Source organism: Enterobacter sp. DC4, from assembly GCF_000568095.1.
Lineage (GTDB): Bacteria > Pseudomonadota > Gammaproteobacteria > Enterobacterales > Enterobacteriaceae > Enterobacter > Enterobacter pseudoroggenkampii.
The window spans coordinates 18,343-34,020 of sequence record NZ_AZUB01000014.1; the positions used below are offsets into that span (position 1 = coordinate 18,343).

The following is a 15,678-nucleotide window of genomic DNA, read 5'->3' on the forward strand; positions in this document are numbered from 1 at the left end:
GCCGCATTTGAGAAAGGAGAACTACCATGTCCCGATTTATCCAGGGTAATTGCGTCCATATCATGTCCGGCTTTCCGGATAATGCTGTCGATTTCATTCTCACCGACCCGCCATATCTCGTCGGTTTTCGTGACCGTCAGGGGCGTACCATCGCCGGCGATAAAACCGATGAATGGCTGCAACCCGCCTGCCATGAGATGTATCGCGTGCTGAAAAAAGACACGCTGATGGTGAGCTTCTACGGCTGGAACCGCGTCGATCGCTTTATGGCTGCCTGGAAAAATGCGGGATTCAGCGTTGTCGGCCACCTGGTGTTTACCAAAACCTACACATCGAAGGCCGCATACGTGGGCTATCGCCACGAATGCGCCTACATCCTTGCAAAAGGCCGTCCACGTCTGCCACAAAACCCGCTGCCGGACGTGCTGGGCTGGAAATACAGCGGCAACCGGCACCACCCTACCGAAAAACCCGTAACCAGCCTGCAACCGCTGATCGAGTCCTTCACACATCCCGGCGCGATTGTGCTCGACCCTTTTGCCGGCAGTGGTTCTACCTGCGTGGCCGCGCTCCAGGCTGGCCGTCGCTACATCGGTATTGAACTGCTGGAGCAGTATCACCGGGCCGGACAGCAACGTCTGGCCGCCGTCCGGCGCGCCATGCAGTACCCGGCCGCTAACGACGAGTTCCCGGAGGCTGCGTAATGAACTATGCAGGACACGAAAAACTCCGCGCAGAAGTGGCGGAAGTCGCCAACAACATGTGTGACCTGCGGGCGACGCTGAACGGGATGGAGCACCGCTATCGCTTTGACTCCGATGTGCTGGCCGAACGCCTGACCCGTCAGACCCTTTTTCGCATCAACGCCCTGTTTATGGCGGCATACAACGAAATTCTTGAGCTGGATGCCTGCTTTAAGGACTAAGGAGAAAAACATGTACGGAACCTGTGAAACCCTCTGCCGGTTGTTGCGCGAGCAGTATCCCGCAGAAACCCCTTTGAACCTCATTGTCTGGTCCCCGGCGGATATCGAAGCGCTGGCCGACGGAATGGAATATGCCGTTTCGGAGCAGGACACAAGGGCGGTACTGGCGCGTATGGACGCCATTCCGGAGGAACAACGGCTTGAGTCGGGCGTGTCTGCCGGTGCAGTGATGGATCTGATTGAACAGGTGAAAGAGACAGTTCCGGCGGTGATGGTGCCGGCGGACCTGCTTGAAACCCTGCTGATAACCGCTGAACAGGCGTTGTGGCACAGGGAATGGTCCGCCCGGGATGAGAACCATCCGTTGCCGGAAAGTGTTACCCGTCGGCTGGCTGATGCGGCGAAAGTTCGCGCCTTACTGAAAAACTGAAATCTGCACGCCGCCCGGGCGGCGTGTACTGACCCCGTTCAGAGGAACCCATTATGCAGGAAACCACCACGTTAAACGCCCTTGTGATGCGCCGTGCGCGCGATTTGATTGCTGATTATGGATGGCCTGACCATACCGATGTTGATCAGCGTGATCCGGTCAATAAACCGGGATGGATAAGCATTTATGTCCGTCTGGATGCGGCAAATATTGTTCATCTGCTGCCTTTGCTTTGTACCGGTGACGTACCCGCAGAGCTGCAAAGTGCCATGACAAAAATAGCCGGGACGCCAGCGCAGATTATTTTATCCGGCAGCCGCTATGCCGACGCGCCGCAGCTTCCGGAGGACGGAACACAGATAGCGTTCCCCTGGGCCGGGGAATGGCTGACGGAGCCGGAGATTCAGGCTGTAACGGATTGCCTGTCCCGCGCCGTGCGGGATGTCTCCCGGCAGGTATGGGAGGATGCGCGCCGGATAAAGGCGGCGCTGACCACGCGCGGGGAAACGCTGTTTTATCGCCAGACCCGAAATTTCCGTCTGGTTGTGAAGGAAAATGATATGCCTTGCTGGCTGGACGATGATGACAATTTGCCGGTGGTGCTCGATGCCATCCTGAACAAAGGGGCACGCTACAGCAGCGTCGAGTTCTTTGTTATCAGCGACAAAGTTGATCAAATCCTGGCATGTGGCCAGATGTGCGATGTGCTGCGTATTCCGGGCGAGCCTCCGCGCCGGTGGATGGATTTAACCCTGTTACATGAGGTCATGGCAGAAGCGCGTGCAGAAATAAGTCTTGTCCGCAATGCCCTGTCAGCAATCCGGCCAGTGTAGCGAACAGCAGGGGGCGGCGGCCCCCTGAATCAACATCGAAGGATAATGATGTCGCCGGCTCCGCTTATACGGCTCTTCCTCCACGTTGTTCCGGCTTCGCGGTGAGTAGTGTCCGATGCGGCCTGCGGCAAACGCCGTGCCTCTACTGTAGCCGGGCCGCGGCTGATGCAAGGGAAGCGTAAACGCCGTCACCTTCACCCGGTCGCAGTTTAATTCATACGTTATCCGCCGTCTTCCCGTCGTTTTCCGGCTCATTTTTCGCCGTCAAACCGTCCAGCCTGCTCCTGCTTTTTTACTGCGCTGCGGCTTCGGTGACGCCCTTGCATCCTCCGCTTTTCGCCCGGCTGTCGTGTCGGCACGGCGTAAGCCGGAACTCAGACGACATCGACTATGGAGGATTTTTTATGAGCACTACGACCACCACACCGGCTGTTTACGTGGGTACCTACCATAAATACAACTGCGGCAGCATTTTCGGCAAATGGTTTGATCTGACGGAGTTTGACGGCAGGGAGGATTTTTACGAGGCCTGTCAGGCGCTGCATGCCGATGAATGGGATGCCGAGTTTATGTTTCAGGACCAGGAAGGTATCCCGTCGCAGTTCGTCTCTGAAAGCTCCATTGACTGGGATTTTATCGCCGCTTACAAACGCGCCGAAGAAGAGGGCAGGGAAGCCGCTTTTATCGCCTGGGCGGAGTATACCGGCGAGTGTGACTATGACGCGTTTGATGATGCATACCGCGGCGAGGCGGAAAGTGAGGAAGACTATGCGCAGGAGATGGTAGACGATAACGGCCTGCTGAATGAGGTGCCGGAGCCGCTGCGCAGCTACTTCGATTTTGAGGCGTATGCCCGGGATTTGTTCAGCAGCGGCTATGTGTTCCATGACGGTTATGTCTTCAGTAACTGATTTTCCCCGGCAGGCGGTTCAGCCGCCTGTCAGCCCGCGCGCTAAACCCTGGCAGGCTCTGCCTGCCTGCGAAGTACGCCGCGCCTGCGGCGCCGCGTATCTCCGCCAGTGCCTGATGTCCCGGTGGTGTCAGAGTATGAGTATCAATGTGTTGTAGCCGGTCGGCGATATTCCTGTTCTGTTGATAATCTCTGCGTTGTCGTTGTCGTTGTCGTTGTCGTTGCCAATAGTGGCCATACCGATGGCGTACTGGCTGATATCGCTGTTCTGTCGGTTTTTCTTCCTGTTGTGTCTGCCTGTGGGCGACTTCCCTGACGGGAACCGGCGCTGTCGTAAACGGAGCCGGTAAACCGTCTCCGCCCTGTCGGGCTTCCATCGCACTGTCGCAGGTTTAACATCACGCTTGCGGCATCCGTCTACGGATGCGCCGCTCTCACCAGCCCGGCGGTAATGCTGCCGGGCCTCTTCGGGGCAACGCCGTTTCGCGCCCGCGCGTTCCGCCGTTGCGGCGGGTTCCTGCTCATTTTCTCCTGGTCATTTCACCCTTTTGAGTCCTTTCGCCGGGGCTGAGACAAGCACAGTCGCTGTCAGCTGTCCAGGGTAAATGGCACGCGGTAAACCGCGCCCCGGACATCCGCCATCGCCCGCGCTGGTTTACGCCCTTGCGGCGAACGGCTCTCAAACGGGTGAAGGTAACAACCATCGGGGGCGTTCAGCAGGTCCCCGCAAAACGTCAAAACCGCGGCCCCGGCAACTCAACGGGTGATGGTTTTTTAAAAGCAAAACAGGTTCAGAAGGAGGAGCAACATGAACGAGGCGCTGGCGGTTTTACCCGACGACACCTTTACCCGCGAACAGGCCGAGGCCGTTGCGGCGCAGTACACCAACGTGGCAATTGAGGACGATCAGGGGGCGCATTTTCGCCTGGTTGTCCGTAAGGACGGCGAGATGGTCTGGCGCACGTGGAACTTTGAGCCGGGCGGCACGTACTGGCTCAACCGTTATATCGCGGACTACGGCATCCGCAAGCCACAGTAAAAAAGAGGTGCCGGACAGGTGGACTGTCCGGCAGACATTCATCAATCAGTGAGGTATCAACGATGTCAGTTACCGATGTTAAAGCAAAAGCACCCAAAAAAGCGAGCAGCAAAAAAATCACGAAGGCGCAGGAAGATGCCCTGAAGGCCGCCCTTGAGGCCGCTGTTATCGAGTATGTTCCGCTGTCCGCTCTCGTTAAATCCCCGCTTAACGTGCGCACCATTCCGTATTCCGTGGACAGCGTTCGCGGTCTGGCCGACTCCATTGAGTCGCTCGGACTGCTGCAGAACCTGATTGTTCACACGCTCGCGGACGGACAATCCGGCGTGGCCGCAGGTGGCCGCCGACTGACTGCCTTTAATCTGCTGGCGCAGGAAGACCGTCTTGCGGCCGATCATACCGTCATGGTCAAGCGCGTCCCGGACGACATTGCTGCTCTGGCCTCCATCGCTGAGAACGAACAACGCGCTGCCATGCATCCCGCCGAGCAAATCTCAGGGTTCCGCACATTAGCGGAGCAGGGCAAAACCCCCGCGCAGATTGGTGACGCGCTTGGTTTCGGCTCCCGCCACGTCCAGCGGATGCTGAAGCTGGCAAATCTCGCCCCGTCCCTGATGGAGAAGCTCGCGCAGGACGAACTGACCGTTGAACAGTGTCAGGCGCTCTGTCTCGAGGACGATCACGCCCGTCAGGCCGAAATCCTCGATACCGTAAAAGCCAGCTGGTCGAATGCCCCGGCGCACCTGATTAAACGCGCCATTACTGAAACCGAGATGCGCACCGACAACGCAAAATTCCGGTTTATCGGGCGCGAAGCTTACGAGGCGGCGGGTGGTTACGTCCGTGAAGATCTGTTCAGCCAGGACGAGGGCGACGGCACGGCAGACAGCGTGCTGGTTGAGCGTCTGGTACAGGAGAAGCTGGAGCGTATCGCACTGGACATTCAGCAGCGTGAGGGCTGGGCATGGAGTCGCGGACGCGCAGCCCGTATCTGGTACCACGGCGAAGATGGTAAAGAGTTCGTTCAGCCTGCTGAACCCGATCCGGTGTACACCCCTGAACAACAGCAGCGTCTTGATGCGCTGCGGGAGCAGTACGACACCTTTGACAGCGTCTGCGACGAGTCGGATGCGATCGAGGCGGACATCCTCGCCATTCAGGCGGCGGCAGAAGTCAGCGCATGGACTGACGACATGAAGTCAGGCGCGGGGGTGATGGTCAGCCTGTACGAAGGGCAGGTGTACGTGCAGCGCGGTGTGCGCCTGAAAGCGGATATGCCGGAAGAAACCGAAACCAGCAGCGTAACGGTATCGTTCACCTCACGCCAGCCCGACGCCGCAGAGGGGATCAGCGTCCCGCTGCTCACGAAAATGACCTCCGAGCGTACGCTGGCAGTACAGGCGGCGCTGATGCAGCAGCCCGAAAAGGCGGTGGCGCTGATGGTCTGGCGCATGTGTACCTGCATATTTTCAGGCTGTCTGACAACGACGCACCCGTTCCGTATCAGCCTGACCGTGTCCCACGGCAGCCTGACGGAGAACGCCCCGTCCGGTAAGGATGGCGCAGCGTTTAACATCCTGATGACCGAACGGGCAAGGCTGAAAACCCTGCTGCCGGAAGGGTGGGAGAAGGACTTCACCACCTTCTTTGCCCTTGACGGCGGGGTGTTGATGTCGCTGATGGCCTTCTGCACGGCCTGTTCCGTGGACGGGGTACAGACCCGCGATATGGGGCACACCTCCCGCAGTACACTCGATACTGTCGAGGCGGCAATCGGCTTCCACCTGCGCGACTGGTGGCAGCCGACGAAGGACAACTACTTCGGCAGCCTGAAACATCCTCAGATTGTGGCCTCTCTGAAAGAGGCGGGGCTGACGGGCGCGGCGGGTGACGCGGAGAAGATGAAGAAGGGCGATGCAGCAGCGCATGCGGAGCACTTTATGCAGCACACCCGCTGGGTTCCGGCATGGCTGAAAGGGCCGGAGCCAGCGGCTGAATCCGGTGCTGACGACGCGGCTTCAGATACCGACAGCACCGACAACGACACCACCAACACGGCACACGCCGCCTGATAACGGAGAGCCGCCCTGCGGGGCGGCAATAAGGAGATACCCATGCGCACTATTCTGACCCCCGATGTACTGAAAACGATGTCCTGTGATGAGTTTGAGGACTGGCGGGACAGCGGCGAAGACTTCCGCCGCGAACTGACCCACGCCGTCATGCGTGACCTGTCCTGCCCTGAAAACTGGGATGTGAACGGCGAGTACCGCAGCGAGTTCGGCGGCTTCTTCCCCGTACAGATACGCTTTACCCCCTCGCACGGCAATTACCATATTGCGCTGTGCAGTCCAGGTGCCATCAGTCCGGCGTGGATGGTAGTGTTCGTTCCCGCCAGCGGCCGCCCGTTCTCCGTCATTCGTACCCTGAGCGGCTACCAGCCGGAGCTTGTCAGCCACACCGTCAGCCTGACGGCGCGTCTCGATGCGGACGGATACAGTCAGGCCAGCATCATCAGTATTCTGGCAGCGGAGGGCGCGGCATGATACCTGCGAACCTGTCACTGGTTCCCTTCAGCCCCGAGCGACGCGCCGCGATGGAGGCCATCGCTGAGGTTGAACGCCGGCGGTCGCGCGGCGCGGTGTCCACAGTGTATCCGTATGCCAGCGCCTTTTTTCGCCGGCTCACGGGCAGCACGCGCATCTCACTCAGAGAAATCCATCATTTTGCGCCGGTGCTGACGGCGCGGGAGCTGCGGGGCAGCAGGGACAGCTGGCTCAGTGCCATCGATGCCCTGATTGAAAGTCGCGGGACGTGTTGCTGGCTGCCGCTTCCTGTCGGTGCGGGTCAGCGCCTCTTTCCGGAGGTGGCCTTTCAGCAGACCGAGCGGGTTCGCTGTCAGGACGCGCTGCGGGATGAAAAATACACCCGCCAGCGCCGAAAAGAACAGTGTCAGCGTGAGCGGGCGTACCAGGCGCTGGCGGGGCAGGCGGAGATTGAGCTGGCCTTTCATACCCCGGAAACGGTCAGCAGCTGGAGTGCGCGCTGGTCGGGTACTGAACTGCGCCAGTACGACCTGGAGGAGATGTTCTGGCGCTGGAGTGAGCGCTTTCCTTCCCTGTCAGCTCTGGATAGGGATGAATTTGCCCGCGAACCGCTCTGGAGCATGGTGTTCGAGGCCGGGTTGCTGACAGAAGAGGCTTCCGTTCCCGTAAGACAGCTGGAGCACTGGATGGTACCGAACAAGCTGACATTCCGGGAGGGGACATGAGCAGGAGAGCAAATCCGTACGGGCAGGAACTGAAAATTGCCCGCAGTCAATGTAAACGCCTGAAGACGATGATAAACAAGCTCACCGATATGTCGGTTGAGTGGGATGGCCTGAGTGGTGGTCTGGAGTGCGACTTCAACATGCTGGCCGAAGAAGTGGAGAAGCAGCTGGACGTACTTGATACGCAGATTACCGACTGGGCTGAGGGATACGGCGACGGCAGGGAGGTGGAGTGATGGCAACAGAACGGAATACACGGGGGAACATCGTCTGCAGGGAGTGCGGCAGGGCGTTTTCCTTCCTGGCTCCGCATCTGCGTATGACGCATGAGATGTCGGTAAGCGAATATCGCGAGCGCTGGGGTATAGCGAAACATGTCCCGCTTGCCAGTGCCGAACACTCAGCCAGATGCCGGGACAACGTTATCAGACGTATCCGGAGCGGTGAGCTGGACCCTGACCTGCAGGTCAGGATGATGGCGGAAGGGTACGCCAGGATAAAAGACCGAAGCAGCCCCTCAGCACTACAGCAAAAGTCGTCCTCCAGAACGGCGACCATAAACCGGATATGGGAAACCTCTCCTGCCGTGAAAAGGGTCAGCGCAGAGATCCGGCGGGAGGCCGTGCGCAGAATGAAGACCCGCAACGAAACGGGTGAAAAGGTGCGGAGTATTGCCGATGAACTGAACCTGTCCCTGAGCTGTCTGTATCGCTGGCAGGCTGAAGATGGCTGACGGCCTGTCGGGATTTTTTTTGCACACATGCTTTTCGGATAACATCATTAAATGTCTGCGCAGAATGCCGGTGCTGGACACTTTTCTGGTTAACAGCCTGCTGCTGCGGGCTAATGTGCCGGATAAAAAACGGTCTACGCTGGCGGGTCTGGCTAATGAACTGGCTGTTTTCACCGAAACGGCAACACGCGGGCGTCGCCCCTGACGGGACACGGCTGTCGTGAACAGAGCCAGCAAGCTGTCTCTGCCCTCCGGGCGTCCATCCTGACGCAACGTCAACCCCTGCGCTTGCTGCGTCCGTAAACGGACGCGCCGCTTCACCCTGTCGGCGGTAAAACTGCCGACAGTCCGCTGACGCCACGCCGTTCCGCCGTGTCGGGTGTGTTCATCCTCTTTCCTTACCTCTGGCGAGCCCTCTCCCGTTAAGTCCCCGGGCGGAGGGCTTGTCGTAGCACCGTCGTGTCGTCATCCGAAGGGTGAAATGAACTCCGCCAAAACTTTTTGCGAAGGACCGCAAAAACTTTTGTCTCCGCCCTTCTCCTGCCGCCCCGCCGTCGCTCCTTTGCCCTTTGCCGCCAGGGAACTCACCGAGAGATGGATTAACCACCAGACAGGAGGAAAAGCAGGATGAACACACAGAACGTCAACGTCAAAACCGCCACCAAAGAATCTTCCGAAAGATGGGGTTCAGACCCAAAAGCGCGTCTGGCCTGTGTTATCGCAGAGCAAAAGTCATACCTGATCGAGCTTTGCGGCGTGTGGAATCTCCAGCTGAGCCAGAAAGATGAGGCTGAGGAAATCCTGCGTCTTCTCAGCCTGATGAGCGACAACGTTCACAGGGAAGGCGTGCTGTGCTGGGAACGTTCATACCCGCTTGTGTCGTTTCATGTCGTGCAGCCGTGGTTGCAGGCTAAAGATCATGCCATCCGCCTATACGGCGTTATCGGGCGTGAGGCGTGGGACATCGCGCGTAAAGACCTTTGTAACAACATAAATTTTGCTCAGGCCATGTTGCGCCTGGAAGCCCGTCCATAAGCATAACCCACGGCGGCAGGGGATGCCGCCAGCGACAACGGGGAAACATCATGAGCATCAGCAACACGAACAGCACATTCAGCTTCGACGCATGGGAGAAAAGCGCGCTCAGCGAGCTTGATACCCTGCAAAACCACGTCAGTAAAGCCCTGATGAAGTACCAGAGCAATACAGACAAAACGGCGCTGGGCGAGTCTGCAAACCGCTATATGGGCGAACTCAGAACCGCTGTAACGCGCATCCTGAAAGCCACGCCAGCCATTCAGCAGAAAGTCGATGACATTGCCGACATGCTGCATCTGATGGCGCATTTTTCCGGCATCACGTTCGACGAATAACCACCACGGCGAAATATCAACGCCATTAACCAGAAGGAGATAAACCATGCACTTAAATCTGACCGAATCCTGCGCCGAAGCGGGTATTTATGCGACCAGTGAGGCCGAACGCGCGTACTGGCTGAGCCGCGAAAAGTCATATCTGACCGCGCCCGTCGAAATCGACGTTCACGCCTTCCATGATGCGCTGGGCCTGATGTACCCGAAGAACTGGCGCAGCAGTCAGGACGGCGAGTGTGAAACCTTCATGCTGGCGGAAATGGTCTGCGGCAATGTGACCGAAATCTACGCGCGAGTCGGTATCCGTTATTACCGGATGCGTGACTACAGCAACCTTGACCACGCGGAGATTCTGGCACGCGTTAAGGAGGTTGAGCAGCGCCAGAAATGAAAAAGGCAGACTTTCGTCTGCCATATCCCGCCGGATTCTCAGCGTCGAAACTACGAATCCGGCCTCAACTAAAAGGAAACATGTATGAATCATTTCAGTAGAGCGTCGATTGTTACACCGACCGCCCTGTATGTCCAGATGCTTGAGGCGGAAAACGCACCCGTAAAAAAACAGGTGCGTATTAAACGCAGTGATATCGACCGTGACGAAATCAGCGCCGAAATGCGGGCGCTGGGCCGTCACATTGCGCACTGCCGGAAGAAGGGGCGCTCCGTTCGTATTCCTGCCATGCGAGTGAGCGAGTGGGGGCAGGTGTTACGCACGCTCGAACTGAAGCGGGCATTTAACTGATAACTGAGCCGCTCCTTACGGGGCGGCATTTAAGGAGGAACGATGTCTCAACTCAGTTTTGCCAGCTTCTTTGACCAGGCTAGAGAAGCCGCACCCTTAACACCCGCTAAACCCGTATTGCCCACCGTGAATGCGCAGCCGATACCGCACCGGATGATGACAATCGACCAGGCACGCCGCCAGTTTATCAGCGTGTTCAGGGATACCGCCCGCAGCCTGCGCCGCTGGGAGGTGTTCAGCGACTTTATCACGCTGGCCGCCAGCGAGCTGGATATGGCGCGGATAAGAACGCCGGAGAATATTGAGCAAAGCCGCAAAATCTGCGCGAAGTACAGCGAGAGCGATATCAGCAACCTGCATACGCTTTTCTGCCTGATGGTCTGCGCACTGGAGGCCAAATTCCACGACTTTCTGGGCGCGATCTTCATGGAGCTTGAGCTGGGCGACGACCGGAACGGGCAGTATTTCACGCCGTATCACGTCCAGTCACTGCTGGCGAGGCTGCTGATGCCGGACGTCGACGAGACGATACGCCGCGAAGGGTTTGTGACCGTCAGCGATCCGGCAAGCGGCGCAGCGGGAATGATTGTCGCGTATGCCGAGGTGCTACTTGAGGCGGGCTACAATCCGTCTGAACATATGTTCGGAAGCTGCATTGATATCGATCCGATTGCAGCCGATATGGCGTTTATACAGCTTTCCCTGTTGGGTATTCCTGCCGAGGTGGTCACGGGCAATACGCTGACGATGCAGTTAAACAGGGTGCGGTATACGCCGGTGTACTACATCAACAACTTTGGAAAGCGGCTGGACGATCAGCGCCGTATCAGTGCCATGCGCGAATTTTTGCGCGGTATGAATGAAGCTGCATAACCATCCAGAAGGGCAGGGGAGTATCCTGCCTTTCGTGGCATCTAAGGCCGCGCGCCTGCGGCGCAGAATAAGCAGGCTGCGCTGACGCGCTGCCTGCGTTATTCCGGCGCGAGGTTGTCTGAAGTTCCTGTCTTTTGGTTAGCTGATTACTATTCTTCATTCTCCTGCTGGCGATGGTCTTTATTATTCTGCCGCTGATATGGATATAAGCGTTTCTTTTCCGGGCGTCGTCCCAGAAGGGACACGGCTGTCGTGAACGGAGCCGGTAAACCGTCTCCGCCCTTCGGGCGTCCATCCTGACGCAAATTCAAATTCACGCTTGCTGCATCCAGAATGGATGCACCGCTTTCACCGTGGCGGTAATAAATTACCTCCACTCTGAAGCCCGTAACGGTAATTCGTCTTACGCCGATTTTCCGTTACGGGATGTGTGCATTCTCCTGGTGTGACTATCGCCCGATTTCATCAGTTCGCGGAGGGCTGCTTTTAGCATCAGCCAGAAAAGAAATAAAGGGGTATATAAACGCTGCGCGCCCCTTTATTTCTTTTCTGTCAGCTGCTCATTGCCCTTCGCCGCTCAGTGATGAAGTCGAACGATGTAATAACCCAATGAGGAGAAAACCAGAATGCACACATTAAACGTCAAAACCGCCACTCGTGAATCAGCCGAACAATTTAAAATCGATGAACGCCAGCGGTACTCTGTTACAGATGGCGATGAACGTCTTGATTTTATTCCTGCGCTCTTTTTTACGCCTTCTGCTGATAACATGATTGCCAGCTGGTTACGTCAGCATTCAGATTATGATGGCGGATTCTGGAGTTACTGGATTATTCCGCAGGGCACTGGCGGAAACGTGGCTCCGAACTGTGTCAGATTCACCACCGCGCAAACAGGATATATCGCACCGGAAGGTGAACAGCGCTATAACATGGTTATTCCTGGTAATTATTTTGAAGCAGAGGTCAGTGCTGATGCAGCAGGAATTATTGCCACGCTGATGATAATGAACTGGTTGTCCTGGCAGGTTGCAGATATGGGGCCTGAATATTCGAAAGTCTGTAAGCACCTCGTCGCTCGTCAGGATGCACTGAAAGACTATATCAGTATCATAAAACACCCTGAAGCACATTTAATTTACCGGGCTATTGATTGACGGCATAAATACTGGATGAATAAAAAGACCTCCTGTTGAGGTCTTTTTAATGTTTTGCAAAAGTCTGCGCTGCATTTTTATTGTTCTTTATCGCCCGATATGTTACCTCAATTTTTCTGGCATAGACATATCTTCTCTGCGCCTGTTCTTCTGTTTTCCTGAAACCTGCATTATAAGCGCCCACGGCCTGCCAGCTGACTCCCCACTTTTTGAATGCAATTGCAAGATAGTAAGCCCCGGTGTAGATATTCATACACGGATCGGAAATAAGATGCTCCGGTTTTATTCCATAACGAGCCAGTTCGTTAAAGTGCTGGGAGTCCACCTGCATAAGTCCGGAGCCAAAGCCCGAAACAGGGTTGTAGCCTTTAACGTTTGTGCGGAAGTTCGATTCATTCCAGGAGATTGCCCGAAGCAAATCTGGATCTATATGATAATCCCTTCCTGCCAGATCAAAACAATCAGCAGCGTTCAACATTCCAGAAAAAGCCAACGTTAAAAACGTAAGAGCGATCCGTTTCATTTTTTCCCTCCGGGCACCATGCCGGAAATACGTTAACCCATCCCATGCCCAGACTCAACTAATATGCACTCCTCACCACCAAAAGCACCACACCCCACGCAAAATTAAAATTTTGCTGATTGGCATTCAAAAACATGCAGTTAGAGAAAAAGTAATGTGAAATAAATTATTTTAATGTGTGAAAGCGATTCGCATGCAAATCTAAAGCGAGTCGTTATTGAATTGCACGCGATTCAGTGGCGACTATTTTATTTAAAAACATTTATTTGCCAGTGTCGTGAATCTATATTAGATTCATCATTAAATGGGTGATGATTCGTGACTGGAGTCGTCATTTTATCGTGGTGATTCTAATGGTGAATCGCACAAAAATACGTGTTTTTAGAGTCGGTAATATTTGGCTTGTATGGATATTTAAATAAGAGGGCTTATGGCTAAGATCCAGGTTTATGTTAATGACAATGTCGCAGAAAAAATCAATGCGATTGCCGTTCAGCGGCGTGCCGAAGGTGCTAAAGAGAAAGATATTAGCTATTCCAGTATTGCATCTATGCTGCTTGAGCTTGGGTTGCGCGTCTATGAGGCACAAATGGAAAGAAAAACGTCAGGGTTTAACCAGGCGCTTTTTAATAAAACCATTCTGGAGAACATTCTTAAAACACAACTCACTACCAGTAAGCTGTTAGGTATGACTTCTCTTAGTCCACACCTGGAAGGTAACGAGAAATTTGCATTTAAGGAAATGGTGACATCTATTCGGGAAGATGTTGAAGAGATTGTGTCTCAGTTCTTCCCTAAAGAGGATGATGATTCTCAAGATAATTAACTGAAAAAGTAAGATAAATAGATTATCGATCTACCATTTTTGGGTGACAATGTAAGCTGAAGTTGTTATATTTTATACAGCCTTAACTAAAATTTGATTGTCGACAACCTGTTTGTCGATTCGCCGGTACACCGGGGTAGAGACCCGATGTACCGACTATACACAGAAACCTTTCTAGGAGGCTTCAATGCACCCGCGCGATCCTAAAGATCTCTCCCAATCAAGTCAATCACTAGATGATGTCATAAAGCATTTCAATGTACTTTATAAAGACTCTCCTTTGCCTTTCTGCATTCGTGATCAATTCAGAAATACAATTTATAAAAATGACGCATGCTCGGATTTTTTCCACCCCTTATCTAAATCCTTCTCTAGTGTTAGTTTTGACGCTGATGAAGTCGAACTGGATTTATCGACAATAGAGTTAGAGGCATTTGTCATGGGGGCTGGTACTGCTATTTGTCGGACGTTTAGTTTCAATGGTGAGTATTATCAGTTGCGTGTTGAGATTCGTTCCGTTGAAAATGAAATATTTGCTCTCTGGTTTATAAATTTCTTTCCTGATTATCAGGCGTTATTTCATACATCAAATAAGAACAAAACGGATGGGTTTGATTTTGATTTGTTTCTCTCTGGTTTGACAACTAAAAAAATGATTACTTTGTGTTTTTCTATTCTTGGCTTTCATCTTCATACAACTTCACAATATCTTGGTGTTTCTGAGAAAGCTATTTCAAGCAGGCTTTCTAGTGTTAAGAATGAGATTGCTAAGCATTTTGCTGACTATGATGATTTCAGACTTTATTGCTTGAAAATGGACGCTTACGAAAAGGCGAGATTAGTTGTTCTTAAAATAATGAATGTTAATTTTATGTTAAAAAAGTAGTGGATTTTATCGCGTATTGAATAAATTGGATTTTACGTGTCACTATTCGTGCGCAGGAGAATTTTGAGAGGGAAAACATGATTCGACGTCACAGGCTTCGTGGTCCAACTGTCACCATGTCAATTTACTTAGATCCACAAACAGATCTTCTTATATTGAAGGCGAAAGACAGAAGTGGTCGTTCAAAATCAGCTGAGGCACTTTTGCGGCTGCGTGATCACTTAGAAAAGTATCCTGATTTCTACAACTCTGAAATGGCGGAGGTGATTCCAAACAATATTGAACCCAAGTCACAAAACTAGTTTTTTAGGATTTTTACTTTCAACAAATCTATCTGGTGTAATTAAAGGATTAATGAAATGACTGATGTATCAATTATCGAAACAGTACCATCTGCTAAATCCAAGAAGAAATTCGGTAAGGTTGCATTCCTGAAAGCGCTGAAGTACGCGCTGCCGGTTGCCACTCTGGCCGCCTTTTTCCCGGAAACCGTACTGGCAGCTGGTGCGGGCAAGGACCTGATGTCCAGCGGTGATGACACCGTTAAAGGGACGTTCGGCAAGGATTCCAGTGTCGTTAAATGGGTAATTCTGGCCGAGGTACTTGTGGGGGCGGTGATGTATATGACCACCAAAAACCTGAAGTTCCTTGCCGGCTTCGCCATTCTTTCAGTATTCGTTACCGTTGGGATGTCCGTTGCGGGGTATTAATACCCTCTAAGCCACTCCCGACATACGACATATTTCGTGTTTTATGAATGCCCTTTGGGCGTTCAGGGGAGTGCTTTACCTGTAATCCAGCTGGCAGATATTTCTGTGCTGCCAGCTGTACTTCGAGACAAAACAAAATGGCAGATGAGTCTCTTAAAAAATATCGCTTCCCCGAAACCCTCACCAATCAGAGCCGCTGGTTTGGCCTGCCTGTTGACGAGCTAATTCCTGCGCTCGTTTGCCTCGGGTGGGGATTCTGGACCCAACATTATATCCCGGGAATTATCGCTGCCGTACTGGCGTACCTGGGAATAAAAAAACTGAAGAAAGGGCGGGGCAGCTCGTGGTTGCGGGACCTGGTGTACTGGTATATGCCGACCTCACTCCTGAGAGGCATTTTTCACCATGTACCCGATTCCTGCTATCGGCAATGGATTAAATAAACCG

Annotated in this window: 24 protein-coding genes; 23 read left to right on the forward strand and 1 reads right to left on the reverse strand. The window is 53.9% G+C overall.

Annotated features, from left to right (window positions below; genetic code table 11):
• The first annotated feature begins 26 nt into the window (after nucleotides 1–26).
• The 18 genes from P349_RS01425 to P349_RS01345 all read left to right on the forward strand — a co-directional run bounded on the left by P349_RS01425 (nucleotide 27) and on the right by P349_RS01345 (nucleotide 12,286).
• Nucleotides 27–704: a DNA methylase gene (locus P349_RS01425; RefSeq protein WP_020833579.1), complete on the forward strand. Its 678-nt coding sequence runs from the start codon at nucleotides 27–29 to the stop codon at nucleotides 702–704.
• The gene (locus P349_RS01420) at nucleotides 704–925 is read left to right on the forward strand and encodes a hypothetical protein (RefSeq protein WP_001525567.1); all 222 of its coding nucleotides are present in this window, start codon (nucleotides 704–706) and stop codon (nucleotides 923–925) included. Before P349_RS01425 ends, P349_RS01420 begins: the two co-directional genes overlap by 1 nt.
• A gap of 10 nt (nucleotides 926–935) precedes the next feature.
• A complete protein-coding gene (locus tag P349_RS01415; protein WP_032648861.1) occupies nucleotides 936–1,355 on the forward strand; it encodes a DUF1380 family protein in 420 nt (139 codons plus the stop codon).
• A 53-nt stretch (nucleotides 1,356–1,408) separates the two neighbouring features.
• On the forward strand, nucleotides 1,409–2,188 hold the full coding sequence (locus P349_RS01410) for a hypothetical protein (protein ID WP_003830760.1): 780 nt from the start codon (nucleotides 1,409–1,411) through the stop codon (nucleotides 2,186–2,188).
• Between the two features lie 404 nt (nucleotides 2,189–2,592).
• A complete protein-coding gene (locus tag P349_RS01405) occupies nucleotides 2,593–3,099 on the forward strand; it encodes an antirestriction protein ArdA (RefSeq protein ID WP_032648858.1) in 507 nt (168 codons plus the stop codon).
• Between the two features lie 807 nt (nucleotides 3,100–3,906).
• Nucleotides 3,907–4,137 (forward strand): DUF905 domain-containing protein, encoded by a 231-nt coding sequence (locus tag P349_RS01400; RefSeq protein WP_032648855.1) that lies wholly within the window; start codon nucleotides 3,907–3,909, stop codon nucleotides 4,135–4,137.
• A 62-nt stretch (nucleotides 4,138–4,199) separates the two neighbouring features.
• Entirely contained in the window at nucleotides 4,200–6,209 is a 2,010-nt protein-coding gene (locus P349_RS01395) for a ParB/RepB/Spo0J family partition protein (protein ID WP_032648853.1), read from the forward strand.
• 42 nt (nucleotides 6,210–6,251) lie between these two features.
• Nucleotides 6,252–6,683 (forward strand): conjugation system SOS inhibitor PsiB, encoded by a 432-nt coding sequence (psiB, locus tag P349_RS01390; protein ID WP_032648851.1) that lies wholly within the window; start codon nucleotides 6,252–6,254, stop codon nucleotides 6,681–6,683.
• The gene (locus P349_RS01385) at nucleotides 6,680–7,408 is read left to right on the forward strand and encodes a plasmid SOS inhibition protein A (protein WP_032648849.1); all 729 of its coding nucleotides are present in this window, start codon (nucleotides 6,680–6,682) and stop codon (nucleotides 7,406–7,408) included. Before psiB ends, P349_RS01385 begins: the two co-directional genes overlap by 4 nt.
• Entirely contained in the window at nucleotides 7,405–7,644 is a 240-nt protein-coding gene (locus P349_RS01380; protein WP_032648847.1) for a hypothetical protein, read from the forward strand. Before P349_RS01385 ends, P349_RS01380 begins: the two co-directional genes overlap by 4 nt.
• Nucleotides 7,644–8,141, forward strand: coding sequence for a MucR family transcriptional regulator (locus P349_RS01375; protein WP_032648846.1), 498 nt, complete (start codon nucleotides 7,644–7,646; stop codon nucleotides 8,139–8,141). Before P349_RS01380 ends, P349_RS01375 begins: the two co-directional genes overlap by 1 nt.
• Nucleotides 8,134–8,346: a hypothetical protein gene (locus tag P349_RS01370; RefSeq protein ID WP_032648844.1), complete on the forward strand. Its 213-nt coding sequence runs from the start codon at nucleotides 8,134–8,136 to the stop codon at nucleotides 8,344–8,346. The genes P349_RS01375 and P349_RS01370 overlap by 8 nt, the downstream gene beginning before the upstream one ends.
• A 422-nt stretch (nucleotides 8,347–8,768) precedes the next feature.
• Nucleotides 8,769–9,176, forward strand: a complete 408-nt coding sequence (locus P349_RS01365) for a hypothetical protein (protein ID WP_032648843.1) — start codon at nucleotides 8,769–8,771, stop codon at nucleotides 9,174–9,176.
• Nucleotides 9,177–9,226: 50 nt separating this feature from the next.
• A complete protein-coding gene (locus P349_RS01360; protein ID WP_032648841.1) occupies nucleotides 9,227–9,514 on the forward strand; it encodes a hypothetical protein in 288 nt (95 codons plus the stop codon).
• 46 nt (nucleotides 9,515–9,560) lie between these two features.
• A complete protein-coding gene (locus P349_RS01355) occupies nucleotides 9,561–9,905 on the forward strand; it encodes a hypothetical protein (protein ID WP_032648839.1) in 345 nt (114 codons plus the stop codon).
• Nucleotides 9,906–10,043: 138 nt separating this feature from the next.
• Nucleotides 10,044–10,256, forward strand: coding sequence for a hypothetical protein (locus P349_RS0124710; RefSeq protein WP_032648903.1), 213 nt, complete (start codon nucleotides 10,044–10,046; stop codon nucleotides 10,254–10,256).
• Between the two features lie 42 nt (nucleotides 10,257–10,298).
• The gene (locus tag P349_RS01350) at nucleotides 10,299–11,129 is read left to right on the forward strand and encodes an N-6 DNA methylase (protein ID WP_032648837.1); all 831 of its coding nucleotides are present in this window, start codon (nucleotides 10,299–10,301) and stop codon (nucleotides 11,127–11,129) included.
• Nucleotides 11,130–11,755: 626 nt separating this feature from the next.
• Complete coding sequence (locus tag P349_RS01345; RefSeq protein WP_032648834.1) at nucleotides 11,756–12,286, forward strand: antirestriction protein; 531 nt, start codon at nucleotides 11,756–11,758, stop codon at nucleotides 12,284–12,286.
• A 46-nt stretch (nucleotides 12,287–12,332) separates the two neighbouring features.
• Here the strand turns inward: P349_RS01345 and P349_RS01340 are convergent, their stop codons facing one another.
• Complete coding sequence (locus P349_RS01340) at nucleotides 12,333–12,809, reverse strand: transglycosylase SLT domain-containing protein (protein ID WP_032648832.1); 477 nt, start codon at nucleotides 12,807–12,809, stop codon at nucleotides 12,333–12,335.
• A 430-nt stretch (nucleotides 12,810–13,239) separates the two neighbouring features.
• Here P349_RS01340 and traM point away from each other — a divergent pair, with 430 nt between their 5' ends.
• The 5 genes from traM to traL all read left to right on the forward strand — a co-directional run bounded on the left by traM (nucleotide 13,240) and on the right by traL (nucleotide 15,674).
• On the forward strand, nucleotides 13,240–13,635 hold the full coding sequence (traM, locus tag P349_RS01335; protein ID WP_032648830.1) for a conjugal transfer relaxosome DNA-binding protein TraM: 396 nt from the start codon (nucleotides 13,240–13,242) through the stop codon (nucleotides 13,633–13,635).
• A gap of 187 nt (nucleotides 13,636–13,822) precedes the next feature.
• Nucleotides 13,823–14,521, forward strand: a complete 699-nt coding sequence (locus tag P349_RS01330) for a hypothetical protein (protein WP_032648828.1) — start codon at nucleotides 13,823–13,825, stop codon at nucleotides 14,519–14,521.
• Between the two features lie 77 nt (nucleotides 14,522–14,598).
• Nucleotides 14,599–14,823, forward strand: a complete 225-nt coding sequence (locus P349_RS25830; RefSeq protein WP_071995337.1) for a TraY domain-containing protein — start codon at nucleotides 14,599–14,601, stop codon at nucleotides 14,821–14,823.
• Nucleotides 14,824–14,880: 57 nt separating this feature from the next.
• Nucleotides 14,881–15,231, forward strand: coding sequence for a type IV conjugative transfer system pilin TraA (gene traA / locus P349_RS01325; RefSeq protein ID WP_032648826.1), 351 nt, complete (start codon nucleotides 14,881–14,883; stop codon nucleotides 15,229–15,231).
• Nucleotides 15,232–15,368: 137 nt separating this feature from the next.
• A complete protein-coding gene (gene traL / locus P349_RS01320; RefSeq protein ID WP_032648824.1) occupies nucleotides 15,369–15,674 on the forward strand; it encodes a type IV conjugative transfer system protein TraL in 306 nt (101 codons plus the stop codon).
• Nucleotides 15,675–15,678: the final 4 nt, after the last annotated feature.